This is a genomic window from Paenibacillus sp. JT31N11 (genome assembly GCF_056269285.1).
On record NZ_JBWDNQ010000001.1, the window covers coordinates 1,285,580 to 1,300,741 of the forward strand.

Genomic DNA, 15,162 nt, shown 5'->3' on the forward strand with positions numbered 1-15,162 from the left:
GCTATCTTTTTGTTTAATTATTTGAAGAAAACAAATTAGCTGCAGCACTGGCATACGAATGGGCTATCGCCATCAGTCAGACAAAAGAAAGAAGGTTGCAATCATGAAATGGATTCAGGTGGAACGAACTTCAGGCTTGAATGGAACTGTGAAAATTCCCGGCTCAAAAAACAGCTCATTAGCCTTATTGGCTGCTTCCTGCATGTCGGACGAGCCTGTGAGGTTGGCAGGCATACCGGAAATTGCAGATTTTAAAGTAATTTGCGAAATTGCCGAAGATATCGGAATCCGAATCGTACGCGAGTTTTCAGGCGAGGTGTATATCGATCCAAGCGGGGTCCGGTCTGCTTCAATTGATCCGGACAAAGCATCCCGGTTTCGAACGTCCTATTATTTTGTCGGGGCCCTGCTTGCCAAATGTGGAAAGGTCATCCTGGGGTACCCTGGCGGGGATGATTTTGTAAAACGTCCCATCGATCAGCATATTAAAGCCTTAAAAGCATTAGGCGCCAAATTTACATTTCACAAGGAATATTATGAAGTGGAAGCCAGGGAATTAACAGGCTCGAATATTTATTTTGATGTGATTACTTCGGGGGCAACCATCAATGCTATGCTGGCAGCCGTACGCGCAAAGGGCCAAACGGCGCTGCGAAATGCAGCCAAGGATCCGGAGGTTGTCGATACCGCAAATTTATTGAACCATATGGGCGCTAAAATCAGCGGTGCCGGGACCGATACGATTCGTATTGAAGGGGTCCGGTCTCTTCGGGGCTGTACCTATACGGCTATTCCGGACCGGTTAATCGCGGGAGCCTTTCTGATCTCTGCAGGTGTGACAGGCGGGATAATTACAGTCGAAGATGTGATACCGGAGCATCTGGGCTCATGCTTGGCGAAATTAAAGGAAATCGGAGTGGATATCGAAATCCATGGCAATGCGATCACGGCCTCATCTGCGGGAGCTTTAAAAGCAACACGGGTCCGGACCTCCATGTACCCCGGTTTCGCCACAGACCTTCAGCAGCCGCTGACCGCTCTGCTTACCCAGGCGCCGGGAAGAAGCATCGTCAGCGATAAGATATATCCGAACCGGTTCAACCATGTTTATCAATTAAGGAGAATGGGGGCGGATATCGAGCTGCGTTCGGGAACCGCCTTTATTAAAGGCGGCGCTCCTTTGCGGGGCAATTTGGTGCATGCCACCGACATCAGAGCCGGTATTTGTCTTCTGTTAGCCGGTTTAGCCGCAGAGGGAAAAACCAGCATCACCGGTATCCACCATTTTGAACGGGGATATGAAAACATAGTTCAGGAATTTCGCTCATTGGGAGCCAGAATTGAAGAAATGGATTCCAGTGATGACGGTATGGAGATGCTGCATGTTGCAGAGAAATGAAATATCCGATAAAAGGGTGATGGATGTTGATCAAAGCTGTGCTTTTCGATTTGGATCTCACTTTGTTAGACAGAGACGCGTCGGTCAGGAAATTCGCAGCAGCGCAGCATTTGCGGCTTCATGGTTTATCTCATATCCCCATGGACACTTATGTATCTCGATTTATAGAACTGGATGAAAGAGGATATGTCTGGAAAGACAAAGTCTATCAACGTTTAATTGATGAATTCGGCATCGCAGGTATGACATGGGAAGAGTTGTTGGAAGATTACATATCAGAGTTTCATAAAAGCTGTATTCCTTATCCCAATCTGATTGAAATGCTGGACCGTCTAAAAAGGGAAAATTATAAATTAGGCTTAATCACCAATGCTGTTGGAGATTTTCAATCCAGAAATATTCAAGCCATCGGAATTCACCCTTACTTTGAAGTTATTCTTATTTCAGGGTGGGAAGGGATTAGAAAGCCGGATCCGGAGATTTTCTTGAGGGCGCTAAAGAAGCTTGGCGTAGAAGCAGGGGAAAGCGTCTACATCGGCGATCATCCGGTTAATGATGTGCAAGCCGCGCGAAATGCCGGGATGAAGGGAATATGGAAGAAGGATTCCCAATGGGAGACACCGCAGGATGTTGACGGGATAATCAGCGACTTATCGGAAGTCCCGGACCTTATCCGGGCATTTGACCAAAGTGGCGTCAGAATAGCGGAAAATGAACAGATTGTCCGGACGATCCGTTACGGTTCAACCGAACCGCTGCCGCAGCGGCGCCTGCTCCGGGCAGGACCACTGACCGCTGTTCTTGAAGACGGAGGATTAAGATACATCCGCTATGGCAGTCAGGAAGTCGTGAGAGGCATTTATGCCGCCGTGCGGGACCGGAACTGGGGTACGATCAAGCCGGTCTTCCGAGGATTCGAGGTGTCGGAAGGATCAGACTCGTTCGAGGTCCGGTTTGTCGCCGAACACCGGCAGGATGACATTGATTTCGTGTGGGATGGTTTGATTAAAGGGTCAAGGGACGGTACGATCTCATTCACATTCGACGGTGCGGCCCGCTCGTCCTTTCAGAAAAACCGCATCGGGTTCTGCGTTCTGCATCCTGCTGAGCTGGCAGGCGCCCAGGCGGAAGTTGAGACGGCTGCCGGTACAATGGCTGGGAGGTTCCCGGACCGTATTTCGCCTCATCAGCCGTTCAAGGAAATGACGGGCATCCGCCACGAGATTCAACCGGGTTTGATGGCGGAGCTGCGATTTGGCGGCGAGCTGTTCGAAATGGAAGACCAGCGCAATTGGACAGATGCTTCCTACAAAACATACTGTACGCCGCTCCGGCTGCCTTATCCGGTCAATATGCGGCAGGGACAGCAGGTCCGGCAGACCGTAACGCTACGGCTGATTGGTGAGGGGACACCCGCCGGGCATCCGGAGTCCGTTTCTTCAGAAGTGAACAAACCGCTTCAAATGGAGCTTGAAGACCGCTCTGCCGGCCGCATCCCGCAAATTGGCCTGGCGGTAACGCCCGGGCATATGATCAAGCCGGATGAGGCGGAAGCGCTGCGGGCACTGCGGCTATCCTTCCTGCGGGCGACGATTCGGCTAAACGTCCCGGGCTGGGAGCGGGAGCTTGGCCTGGCTGCGGAAGCCGCCAGAACATTAGGCATCGGACTGGAGCTGGAAACGGTTGGATGCGAGGATAACGGACAATTGAAAGCGCTAATTCGGTCGATTGCCGAAAATCAGATTCACCTTGAGGCCTTATTCGCCTTTTCCTCTTCTGAATATGTAAGCAATCGGGACATCATATCCACGTTGATTACGCTCAGGGACGAGGCTAAGCTGACCTTCCGCATAGGGGGCGGCACACGGGGATATTTCGCCGAGTTTAACCGGGCGGAGCTGCCGGTCGACCGGATGGAAGCGGCGATGTACACAATCAATCCGCAGGTCCATGCTTTCGACTTATCGTCGATGGCGGAGACGGTGTCCGCACAGGCTGATACTGTGCGAAGCGCCCGTGCAATCATCGGCGTTTTGCCGCTCAGCATCGGACCAATCACGTTCAAGCCGCGCTTGAATCCGGATGCGGCAAGCGAGGAAGCGGTGCGCCGCTCGCAGGATCGCTCGAGCCATTCGGACCCGCGGCAGCAGTCCTTGTTCGGAGCGTGCTGGACGCTGGGCAGCTTGCGCAGCCTGGCGGAGGCCAGAGCCGAGCGAGCATGCTATTTTGAAACGACAGGCCCGCTGGGAGTTATGCCTGAAGGCGGAGGAACGGCGCCCTATCCGCTATATCATGTCCTGGCGGCTTTAGCCCCGCTCGAGAGTGCGGAATTGCTTGTCTGCCGGGTGGAGGACCGGTTAAGCTGTGATGCGTTGGCCATTCGCCGCGGCGATGGCGGTATCACCATGCTGTTCGCCAACTATACAGACGAGATAAAGCGCATTCGGGTACGGGCGCCGATGTTTCAACCAGCCTGTTTCAGGGTGCTTGATGAACGCGGCATGCAGTTGGCGGACAGGGGCGGTGAATGGTTCCCGCAGCTTCAGGACCTGCCTGTCCCAGCAGTCGAGAATGGATGGTTCGATCTGGAATTGTTTCCATTCGCCTTCGCAGCGGCTGAGGAGGAGGGTACCCGATAATCGGGTACTCTATGCGATGAAACGGGGAAACACAGCCGGCGCAGCAGCAGTTATATTTTCACTGATTTTCTTTTGATGACCGTTATGATCCATAACAAGAGGGGAATCGCAATACCGCAAACAGGGATTACCCCGAACTCCCAGTACTTTTGGAAGAATGTCACTTTCGTTTCATTCGGGAATAAAACAACAGCAGTAATAAAAATCGCCGGCGCGCCAAACCAAATGAATTTGCGCCAATCCTTCACATTGAACCAGTGGGCAATTTCATAGCTGGTGATAAACAAATATAAGGATAACTTCACAAATACTCCGAAAATCCAGATAAAAATGACGAATAAATCGACATTTTGGACGAAGTCTAAAATATTGATGGATCTTACAAGCATGAAATATGGAAACCTTAGTTTGGCTGCTACATTCGGTCCAAAAACCAACAGCACCATGATTGTAGAGATAAAAACCATAAGTGCGGTAATGGTTACGCCCAGAATGGAATGAGAAAATGCTTTTTTGGGGTTATGCGTAAAAGCAAGGATAACCATTAACATGAGCGATTCTGTGAAAAAAGAAGCAGGAGCAAACGATCCTTTTATTATGTTTTTCCATCCGGAATCGGAATAGACAGGGAATACATGATTCCATTCCACATTGCCCACGTTTAAAAAAAAGCTGAGAATTAACGTTAAAAACGTGATGGGGCCAGCTATTTCACAAAATCGGCCGATTCCCGTAATGCCCCCGGAATAAGTCAAATATGTCATTAAAATGATCATGAATGTCATAATCAGCCACACGGGTGTAGTATCGAGAAGCGTGAGATGAATAAAATCTGTGAATAAACGCAGTACATCAGCAGACAGCAAGTACCAGGTAATGAAATACGGAAGAACGACAAGTCGCCCGAACCATTTGCCCAGCAGAGCTTGACTGAATTCGGTCAGAGTTTGATTGGGATGGAGAAGGCTCAGATGTACGAAAAGAAAGGTTAAGCCTACGCCTAAAACGCCAGCGACCAATATCGAAAGCCATGCATCTTGATTCGATACTTCGATCGAAGGCGAAATTCGCAGCATGACCGCAATAACGACTTCAACCGTTGCTACGATCCAAAAAATTTGCGATCCTGACAGCTTCATAAGCTTCATACGTCTCCACCACACCCCTTCACCGATTTCTGTTTGATGACCGAAATAATCCATAATAAGATAGGGATTCCGATACCGCAAGCGGGGAAGACAACAGATGACCAATAGATGTCGAATGATGTAATTGCCGCCTCGTCCGGAATCAAAATGGCCAGAATAAAAAACGCTGGCGCGGAGAACCAAATGATTTTCCGCCAATTTGTCCCATTAAACCATTGTGACATTTCATAATTGACTACAAAAAAATATAATGATAATTGGGCAGATACTCCGAAAATGAAAATAAAAATGACGAATACATCGAGGCTTTGTATGAAATCCAGGATATCAATGGCTCTAACAAACAAAAAGTAAGAAAATCTCATTTTGGCCGACAAATTTGGTCCAAAAACCAACAATACCATAAGCGTGGCAGTAAAAACCATGAAAACGGTTATACCAACGCCTATCAAGGTTCTTGAAAGCGCTTTTTGAGAGTTCTTCATAAAAGAGACGATAACCAATAAGATGAACGGACCCGGGAACCAATAAGCAGGGGCAAGCGATCCCTTTAATATGTTCACCCACCCAGAATCAGAGTAGAAAGGCAGTAAATGATTCCATTCCACGTTGGTTGCATTCAAAAGGAAACTGACAATCAGCGTAAAAATCGTAATGGGTCCCATGATTTCACAAAATCGGCCGATTCCCTTAATGCCAGAGGAATAGGTTAAATACGTCATTAAAACGATTAAGAGCAGCATGATTATCCACAAAGGTGTTACGTCAAGAAAAAGAAGATGTATAAAGTCTGCAAATGAACGCAGTAAAAAAGCGGACACCACCCACCAGGCAATGAGATACGGAAGGACAATCAATTTCCCCAACCATTTGCCCAACAGAGCTTGGCTAAATTGGAACAATGTTTGATTGGGGTGGAGAAGGCTCAGATGAACAACAAGAAAGGTTAAGGCTACGCTTATGACTCCCCCAACCAGCATCGAAAGCCAAGCATCTTGTTTCGATATTTCGATCGCAGGCGAAATTCTTAAACCGATCATCGCGACGATTTCAGTCGTTGCAATAATCCAGATAATTTGCGATCCTGACAGCTTCATAAGCTTCACCCCCTTGACTAAAACATATCCAACCAGGATTAGAGCAATCCCTTCATAGATGAACTGGTTTGTCCCGGATCCTTGATTTTAAGCTTTACCTGAACGGAAACATCAAGTTGGGGAAAGGTATCTTTCCAGGATTGCTTCATAGTTTTCCACTGACGAGGGTGTTGTCGGTGCATACTTTCACCAAACCCGAAAATATCTGTTTTGTACTTCTTCTGGACCTGCTCAACCAGCAGTTGTACCGATTTCTGCGTCGATTGAGTGAATTCATTTTCTATGAGACGGAGATCCTTTTTTTTGGATGGATCCAATGTTGAATTGTTTTCGACAATCGTTCCATTTCCAGTGAGGCGGACGTCAATTTGTATTCGTTTACCGATTATTTTCACGCGGATACGCCGCTTTAATGATTGCATGCTTAAGCTGATGTTTCCATCTCCCTGGTCGAAGGAAGAAGTGAGAATAAAACCGGTTTGTCTGTTCGTGATCCAATTGGCCAATCCAGCTTCTTTAGCATTCAGAAACCCCGCCAATTTCAAACCGTTATCTTTGTTCAGGATGGCAGATCCACTATAAATATACTGATTTGAGTTAGTTACGCTAACAGCCGGCAACAGGGGTTGCGTTCCTTGACTCAGAACATCCGCCAGAAAATGCCGGTAATAATAGGGTCTCAAATGTATTGAGATTTGTTTGCGCTCGAACGTTGTACCATTAAACGGATCAAAAATCGGCTCAATAGAAAGAATGTCTTTCGCTTGACCGTTTTTCACAACAACGATCATGGAGCGCATTTCCGACTCAGGATTACGAACGAACATGTCGATGAAGTTGCTTACTCCATGCTCAGCCATTCGTTGTCCGACGAGGATGGTCTGGCGATGACCGTAAAACAGGCTTCGCGACAGCTGTGCCTGCATGTTCTGTCCCGCATCCATAATGTTCTTTCCAGTAGCGCTGACCACACGGAAGCTTTTTTTCGTATTGCCACCGCCGCTATCTTGCCCACCGCCAATACCAGCTGGTATTGCGATTTGGGAACTTAATTCAAATTGACCGTTTTTTGTAAAATCTACCCCGGCACCCACTATGAATGAGATCTGATCCGGTTCCTTGAGGTTCCAGCAACCGGTTGCGCTTAACAAAGTAAGAAGCAATACGAAACAAAGTTTACCTATCCGCATCATGGCTGATCCGCCTCACTTTTAGGTTGTGAACTACTCCTTCGGGGCCATCGCATAAACACGTCCTTAAGACGGTTGAAGATAAGCGGAGCTGTCGGGGTCAGATAAGGAATTCCGAAAGGACTTAGTTGAATCAGGTGAATTAAAATCGCAATGATCCCGATCGCTGTACCGAACAATCCAAATAATCCGGAGAGGATTAATAACGGGAATCGCAGCATCCGCAGGGGAAAACCAAATCGATACCGTGGAATCACAAACGATGAAATTCCTGCAGCCGATACGACAATGACAATAGGCGCGGAAATGATGCCGGCACGGACAGCCGCTTCCCCAATGACCAATGCCCCAACAATGCTTACGAGCGGACCTATCTGTTTGGGCAGGCGAATTCCCGCTTCCCTTAAGCCTTCAAACATAAACTCCATTATAAAGACTTCAATCACTGTCGGGAACGGAGCCCGTTCTCGCAGCGCTGCAATGCTCATCATCAGCTTTGGAGGGACCATCTCGGGGTGAAAGTTGGTTAACGCAATAAAGATTGATGGCAAAAAGACGGAAATAAGAGCAAATATATAGCGAATCCAACGATTCAATGATACAAACAAAAAACGTTCATAATAATCGTCAGGCGCCTGAAGTCCATCCCAGAACGTCATTGGAACGATTAGAGTGAATGGGGTTCCATTCGTAAATATAGCGACTTTTCCTTCCATTAATCCGGCAGCAACAACGTCAGGGCGTTCACTGGTCAGTATTTGGGGGAAAGGGGAAAAAGAAGTATCTTCAATCGCTTCTTCGATATACCCCGATTCAAGTATTCCATCGATTTCGATTTTATGTATTCGGTTACGAACTTCATTCAGTACGGACACCGAAACCGTTCCTTCAATATAAGCAACAACTACATCGGTCTGCGTAAGTTCTCCGATTTTTAAGGATTCCATTTTCAGCTTTGGTGTTGCTAATATTCTGCGCACGAGCGTAAGATTCGTCCGCAGGAGCTCCGTAAAACTTTCTCTGGATCCTCGAAGGGTTTCCTCGTCAGAAGGCGCATTTATGCCCCGGGTATCAAACTGTGAGACATCGGCCAGAAGGGCAGTATTCTCTGCATCGGTTAATATAGCAACGCATCCCTTTAAAATGTGTTCAGAGATTTTTCCAAAGCTGGAAAGCTTCTCGGTATTGACAAAAGAAGAGAGCTCCTGCTCACACATTTGGGCGATGCTATCGATTGTCCCAAGACCTTGAGGCAGCCCGTTGTACATTAACGGTCTGAGAAAGTTTGAGCTAATCATATTTTCATCGACCATACCGTTTACATAGATCAATAAAAGTCTGGTTTGGCCGTGAATCGTAATTTCGCGGAAACAAATATCCGAACAATTCAGAAATATATTTCTGAAAATCTGCTCATTTTCCAATAGATTGTTACTTAGATTTAAACCGGAATCTTCGAAGGATCGGTTGTTATGGGTTTTGTGTTTGTTATTCATAAGCTGACTCTCCCGACCATCTCATGTTTTTACCCGCTTTCGTGATGCGTGTTTCTAGATACTATCCCCCAATTCATGAAAACCATACTTTATTTACCTCGGATTCTCCATTCCACCAAGCTTCCTATTCAGCTCAAATAAAAATAATTGAAGCATACAGGTGAACAGCTTCACACTGTAGAAATAGTTTATAACATTACTGTTATTTTTCAGTAATTGTACGTATGATATGAAATTCATCATGACAAGGAGAGTCAAAAATGAATAACGAAGTGATTTGGCACGGAGATTTGGACCAGAGCTTATGCGCATTTACATTCGACGATGGGCCGCACCGCTATCCCGTTGAACTGTGGTTGGACATTCTGGAGCAGGGAGGGGCAATAGGAACATTTTTCTTCACTGGAGAATGGATTGACCGCCATCCCGGGGAAGCCCGGGCGATTATTGCCCGGGGCCACGTTCTTGCGCCTCATTCCTACCATCATCGGCGCATGGCTCAGCTCCCAAGGGACGTATTCTTCGAGGAGCTGAAGCTGACAGAGCTTGCCTATCAGGATGTTACCGGGCAGCCGTGTCCGGCATTCATGCGTTTTCCCTATTGTTCATTCACGCCGGAGAATCTGGCATGGCTCGCCGAATGGGGTTATACGGATGTGGAAGGGGAAGATTCGGGGGATTGGGCGGGCATCTCCGCCGAGCAAATCATGGAGCGGATCGAGCCGCGTTTGCAAAACGGGGCAATCGTCGTTCAGCACAGCAACGATATCGCTCTCGGCACTCCGGCCGCACTTAAAGCATTAATTCGCAAGGCGTACGAAAAGAGGCTCACTCCCGTCGGTATCCCGGAGCTGCTGAGTTCGCTGGGAATAAAGGAATCGTTCCGGGCATGGAAAATTGTCATTGACGTTCCGGCTGAAATAGATGTTCCCGCAGATCATTGGGAGCCGGCTTCCAGGGAGGAAGATCTCCGACGGCTGGCCTATGAATCAGCGGACTGGCGAGTTCCGCAATTTACATCATCGTATGCCAGCGAGCGGGACTGGTATGAGCATCTGAGGACGCCTCTGAGCCGCGGGGCTGTCATGGAGAACCGCGAGCTGCTGTCCGTAAGGCATTTCTCGGATAGCTGCTGGGGTTACGTTCGGGCAGGGGTTGACGGGGACACACTTGTCCTGATGGATTACGCAGCCAAGGAAACACAGGCTGATACGCTGGTGTATCTGCTTCGCTGGGCAGCGCAAGCCTCGATGCGGCTGGGCTGTACGCGAATCGAAGCGGGAAGAGATATCCGCAGGATGAGTGAAATGTGCAGACAGCTGGGGTGGAAAGCGGAGCTGGTCCAGGATAATCAAGCGGCGCCGCTTCTTGGCATTCGATAGTTCGCCGGGATAGGGCATTGCCCTGTCCCGGCCTGTATAATCTTGACAATCGGGAGCCCTTGAGGCTCCTTCTTCTCTGACAGAGGACGGCCTTAGCTTGGTCCTTCTCACATTTGGTCGTACCTTCGTTCGATGATAAAGTGGGACACATTGGTGCGGAAAATGCTTTCGCTGTATTCGATAGGCGTATTATCCTGCAGATAGGAAACCGTTTGAATGTGAATGGAGGGGGATCCGGGATCAATATCGAGCAGCCGCGCCACATCATCGTCCGCGATGACCGGCTTCAGCGTGTCGAGGGAACGGTCTATCCGGTGCCCGTATTTTTCCTGCAGAAGCTTGAATAACGAACCGATCTGCTTCTCGTTCGAGAGCCCTGGAGCCAGGGACCAGGGCAGATAAGAGGTTTCGTAAGCAACCGGCTGATCATCCGCCAAACGCAGCCGCACCAGCTTTGTGACGGGGGACAGCTCCGGAATTTCGAGATGCTGCTGGAACGGTGGTCCGGCCGGGACAACCGATGCTTCCAGAACCCTTGTTTCCGAACGGCGGCCAAGCTCCTGCATGTGATCGGAGAAGCTGACGATCGGAGCGATCATATGATGAACGATCCCCGATTTGGCAGTGGAAATAAAAGTCCCCTTGCCTTGTATTTTATTGATGCGGCCTTCCAATTCCAGCTGCTGAAGCGCCTGGCGAATCGTCGTCCGGCTGACATTGTACATTTTGCACAATTCATCCTCTGTCGGCAGCTGTTCCCCCGGTTGATACTGTCCTTCTTTAATGGCTTCCCGCAGTTTTTGTTTCACGACTACATATAACGCAACGTTCTTGTTTGTTGACATATCGATGCTCCTCAAATGACCTTTAGGCAATGAATTTAAACAAATCAGGCTGAAAACGTAATCATAATAACATATTTCCCCGAACTTCGAAAGGTAACAATTTGTGCCTTCGCTTCTTCGCAGACGATATTTCGCACAAATATGATCCCTGGATCTGTGTTTTCGCCTGCTTTTCCCTACGATTCAGACATCTTAGATTTTCAATGTTCAGAATATTTTGTGTTGACTAATTGTTATTATGAATTTATAATTCGTTTATAAATGTAGTAACAAATAAGACAATGACTTGCTGCTGTAAAGGAGTGTGAGCGATGACTGACTCTATTTAAATGTCCGTCGGCATTATACCAATTCCCTACATGGAGGTTGCACAATTGTGAGAAAAGAAAAAGATCGGTTAAAAGTGGCGGTTATGGGTGGCGGGTCGTCTTATACACCGGAGCTGATCGAAGGCTTCATCAATAATCAGGACGTTCTCCCGGTCCGGGATTTATATCTGGTCGATATCGATGCAGGGCGGAACAAGCTGGAGACGGTCGGCAATCTGGCCAGAAGAATGATTGAGAAAGCAGGAGTGCCGATTAATATTCATACCACATTTGACCGCCGGGAAGCGATTGAGGGCGCTGACTTCGTCACCTCCCAGATGCGCATCGGCATGCTGGACGCACGCTCCAGGGATGAGAAGATTCCATTAAAGTACGGATTGATCGGCCAGGAAACAACGGGAGCAGGCGGCTTTGCCAAAGCGCTCCGTACGATTCCGGTCATTCTGGATATCGCCAAGGACATGGAGGAGCTGGCTCCGGACGCCTATATGATCAATTTTACGAATCCGGCCGGTATTGTCACGGAGGCTGTACTGAAATATTCCAGGATCCGCACGATGGGTCTATGCAATCTCCCGATCGGCACCAAGATGCAAATTGCCCGGCTATGCAATGTGGATGTGTCCAAAGTCAGCATTGAAATGGTCGGCATCAATCATTTGAACTGGACGACGCGCATCGTGGTGGATGGGGTCGACATCACCGCCGATGTGTTGAATAAAGCCGCCGGAGCAAGCGGGCTTACGATGAAGAATATCCCTGATTTCGGATGGGATGCGGAGTTCCTGCAATCCGTCGGAGCACTGCCATGCAGCTATCATCGTTATTATTATATGAAAGACCTCGTGTTTGAAGATATGAACAAGGCGTTTCTGGACAAAGGGACAACCCGCGCTGACGATGTGAAACGGGTTGAAGCCGAGCTGTTCGAATTGTATAAAGATCCAACGCTCACAATCAAGCCCCCTCAGCTGCAGCAGCGTGGAGGCGCCTACTACTCAGAAGCTGCCGTCAATCTGATCAAGTCGATCTACAACGATACGAAGGATATCCAGACGGTGAATGTACGCAACAACGGCATTCTGCCTTTTCTGCCGGAAGATGTATCCGTTGAGATCAACTGTGTCATCGATTCCCAGGGAGCGCATCCGGTTCAAATCGACACGCCGATCCCGCCGCAGATCAGGGGCCTGCTGCAAATGGTGAAAGCTTATGAGGAGCTTACCGTGAAAGCGGCAGCGGAGGGGGACTATTTGGCTGGTCTGCAGGCGTTGACGCTGCATCCGCTGGTTGGCAGCGCGAAGCTGGCCAAGCAATTGCTGGATGAGATCATCGAGTCGAACAGAGAGTACCTTCCCCAATTCAAATAAAACTCTTGAAGTAACAAGTTTTCAATCATATAGAATCATCACTATGATTTTTATATTTACATAAAAGGTAGTAACATATATAATGAAAAAAAGGTTTTCAGCCATTTTCGTATATGCTTGCTAACCGGATCAAACAGGAGGTGAGGAGCTGCCCGCAAGAAATGCCGAGCCGGGTATGGGGAAATCGCAAACGCGGATTGTAAACGCTGTCAATTTTACAGCTTCATCGAATGTTTTGAGGCAATTCCCTTTCGTACAAATATCAGAACGTATACAATTTGGCCCCGCCTTTTCTTTTGAGGAAGAAGCCAACTTTGCCGACATCAGACGGCGAAGCCGTTTCTTCTGAGCTGGCAGAGTTATACCTTTCGCAAGGTTACTAACGATTTAAGGGAAGGAGACCCCATATGACGGGCAAGCGTCTACGGCAAAAAGCGGACTTTCGTGAAACGAAATACTTCTACCTCTTCATTTCTCCTTGGATCATCGGACTCATACTCTTCACAGGCGGACCGATTCTGTTATCCGGCTACTATAGTTTTACACGCTACGATATCGCCCACGATCCCGTCTTCATCGGTTTGCAAAACTACACCAATCTGTTTCACAATGAACTGTTCTGGAAATCCTCAGGGGTCACCTTGTATTACACCCTGGTAGGCGTTCCGGTAGGTCTTGCGGTTTCTCTGCTGCTGGCCATGCTCTTGAATGTCCGTATACCGGGTCAGCGCATATTCAGCACCATCATTTATCTCCCGTCGGTCGTCTCCGGCGTAGTGCTTTCCTTGTTATGGGTCTGGCTGCTGGACCCTGATTTTGGAGTCGTTAACGTGCTGTACTACAAAATAACCGGCTCGGTCGGTCCCCAATGGCTGGCGGACGAGAATTGGGTCATTCCTTCCCTGATCATGATGTCGCTATGGACACTGGGCAATAATGTGGTGATCTATCTTGCCGGCCTCAAGAGCGTTCCTGCAAATCTGTACGAAGCGTCCCAGATCGATGGGGCATCCCGCTTCAAACAAATGCTGCATATTACAATTCCGATGATTTCCCCTGTCACGCTGTTCCTTCTGATTACAGGGATTATCGGATCCTTCCAGGTGTTTGTCCAGGCGGATGTCATGACCAAGGGCGGACCGAACTATGCCTCGTACTTCTATGTGTACTATTTATACCAACAAACCTTCAGATCGTTCAACCTCGGCTACGCTTCGGCGATGGCATGGGTGCTGTTCATCGTCGTGGGGATTCTGACCTGGCTGATGATGAAGGTATCCAAACGTTGGGTTCATTACGAAGGAGGGGAATAAATTGTCCGTGCCTACCCAGGTTAAACAGCAAACAGCCGCCCGAAGCAGCTCCATTGCCTCAGGGGAGCGGGCCGTTAAAATTTTTGCCTTCAGTATTCTGATTATTCTATCAGCTTTGATGATCATGCCGCTTTATATCATGCTCAGCACCGCGCTCAAAACGCAGCAGGATGTTTTCTTGTTTCCGCCCAAGTGGATTCCAAGTCCGATGGTATGGCATAACTTCATTGATGCGTTCAATGCCAGACCGTTCGGCCAATATTTTTACAATACCGGTATGTACGCTATTGTCGGAACATTCGGAGAAGTCTTTTCTTCCGCTATTGTGGCTTACGGATTCTCGCGATACCGCGGATACGGCCGCAATGCCATGTTCCTGATTCTATTGGCCACCATGATGATCCCATACCCCGTAACGATGATTCCGCAATTCGTCCTGTTTAAAAACCTGGGTTGGATCGACAGCTATCTGCCCCTGAATGTTCCTGCTTTTCTCGGTTCGGCCTATATCATCTTCCTGCTGCGGCAATTCTTCAATTCGGTTCCCGTGGATTTGTTCGAAGCGGCAAGACTCGATGGCTGCAGCGAGCTGCGGACCTTCTGGAATATCGCGCTGCCGCTGTGCAGTCCAGCGTTGGCAAGCGCCGCAATCTTCGGCTTCATGTGGCGCTGGAATGATTACCTGGGCCCGTTGATCTATCTCAATACAGATTCCAAATACACCGTTTCCATCGCATTATCTTCCTTTACCAGCATGTACAACATCGTACCCTGGCATTTGCTGATGGCCGCTGCGCTGATGGCTGTTCTGCCTCCGATTATCATCTTCTTCCTGGCGCAGAAATACTTCGTGAAAGGGATTGTCGTCTCCGGATTGAAATAGGGGACCGTCCTGAAGGGAGTTGATGCCGGCCGAGTCTAGCGGTTCATGACAGCTGTTCACATCTACAATAT

Annotated in this window: 11 protein-coding genes; 6 read left to right on the plus strand and 5 right to left on the minus strand. The window is 48.5% G+C overall.

The window, feature by feature from the left end; all coding sequences use genetic code 11:
- The first annotated feature begins 103 nt into the window (after positions 1–103).
- Together murA and AC0YNV_RS05625 are read left to right on the plus strand one after the other, a co-directional pair.
- A complete protein-coding gene (gene murA, locus AC0YNV_RS05620) occupies positions 104–1,399 on the plus strand; it encodes a UDP-N-acetylglucosamine 1-carboxyvinyltransferase (protein WP_475766530.1) in 1,296 nt (431 codons plus the stop codon).
- Between the two features lie 23 nt (positions 1,400–1,422).
- On the plus strand, positions 1,423–4,038 hold the full coding sequence (locus AC0YNV_RS05625) for an HAD family hydrolase (RefSeq protein ID WP_475766532.1): 2,616 nt from the start codon (positions 1,423–1,425) through the stop codon (positions 4,036–4,038).
- Between the two features lie 50 nt (positions 4,039–4,088).
- Here the strand turns inward: AC0YNV_RS05625 and AC0YNV_RS05630 are convergent, their stop codons facing one another.
- The 4 genes from AC0YNV_RS05630 to AC0YNV_RS05645 are packed head-to-tail and all read right to left on the minus strand — an operon-like array spanning position 4,089 to position 8,969.
- Positions 4,089–5,186, minus strand: a complete 1,098-nt coding sequence (locus AC0YNV_RS05630; protein WP_475766534.1) for a GerAB/ArcD/ProY family transporter — start codon at positions 5,184–5,186, stop codon at positions 4,089–4,091.
- Positions 5,183–6,283, minus strand: a complete 1,101-nt coding sequence (locus AC0YNV_RS05635; protein ID WP_475766536.1) for a GerAB/ArcD/ProY family transporter — start codon at positions 6,281–6,283, stop codon at positions 5,183–5,185. Before AC0YNV_RS05635 ends, AC0YNV_RS05630 begins: the two co-directional genes overlap by 4 nt.
- A gap of 38 nt (positions 6,284–6,321) precedes the next feature.
- The gene (locus AC0YNV_RS05640) at positions 6,322–7,476 is read right to left on the minus strand and encodes a Ger(x)C family spore germination protein (protein ID WP_475766538.1); all 1,155 of its coding nucleotides are present in this window, start codon (positions 7,474–7,476) and stop codon (positions 6,322–6,324) included.
- On the minus strand, positions 7,473–8,969 hold the full coding sequence (locus tag AC0YNV_RS05645) for a spore germination protein (protein WP_475766540.1): 1,497 nt from the start codon (positions 8,967–8,969) through the stop codon (positions 7,473–7,475). The genes AC0YNV_RS05640 and AC0YNV_RS05645 overlap by 4 nt, the downstream gene beginning before the upstream one ends.
- 260 nt (positions 8,970–9,229) lie before the next feature.
- On the opposite strand from AC0YNV_RS05645, the gene AC0YNV_RS05650 reads away from it, so the two are divergent.
- A complete protein-coding gene (locus AC0YNV_RS05650) occupies positions 9,230–10,351 on the plus strand; it encodes a polysaccharide deacetylase family protein (protein WP_475766542.1) in 1,122 nt (373 codons plus the stop codon).
- Positions 10,352–10,458: 107 nt separating this feature from the next.
- Here the strand turns inward: AC0YNV_RS05650 and AC0YNV_RS05655 are convergent, their stop codons facing one another.
- Positions 10,459–11,196 (minus strand): GntR family transcriptional regulator, encoded by a 738-nt coding sequence (locus AC0YNV_RS05655; RefSeq protein ID WP_475766544.1) that lies wholly within the window; start codon positions 11,194–11,196, stop codon positions 10,459–10,461.
- Positions 11,197–11,608: 412 nt separating this feature from the next.
- On the opposite strand from AC0YNV_RS05655, the gene AC0YNV_RS05660 reads away from it, so the two are divergent.
- From AC0YNV_RS05660 to AC0YNV_RS05670, 3 genes are all read left to right on the plus strand, one after another.
- Positions 11,609–12,895, plus strand: coding sequence for a 6-phospho-beta-glucosidase (locus AC0YNV_RS05660; protein ID WP_475767309.1), 1,287 nt, complete (start codon positions 11,609–11,611; stop codon positions 12,893–12,895).
- A 407-nt stretch (positions 12,896–13,302) separates the two neighbouring features.
- Positions 13,303–14,208 (plus strand): carbohydrate ABC transporter permease, encoded by a 906-nt coding sequence (locus tag AC0YNV_RS05665; protein ID WP_210045367.1) that lies wholly within the window; start codon positions 13,303–13,305, stop codon positions 14,206–14,208.
- Positions 14,209–14,215: 7 nt separating this feature from the next.
- A complete protein-coding gene (locus tag AC0YNV_RS05670; RefSeq protein WP_379113461.1) occupies positions 14,216–15,091 on the plus strand; it encodes a carbohydrate ABC transporter permease in 876 nt (291 codons plus the stop codon).
- Positions 15,092–15,162 lie beyond the last annotated feature (71 nt).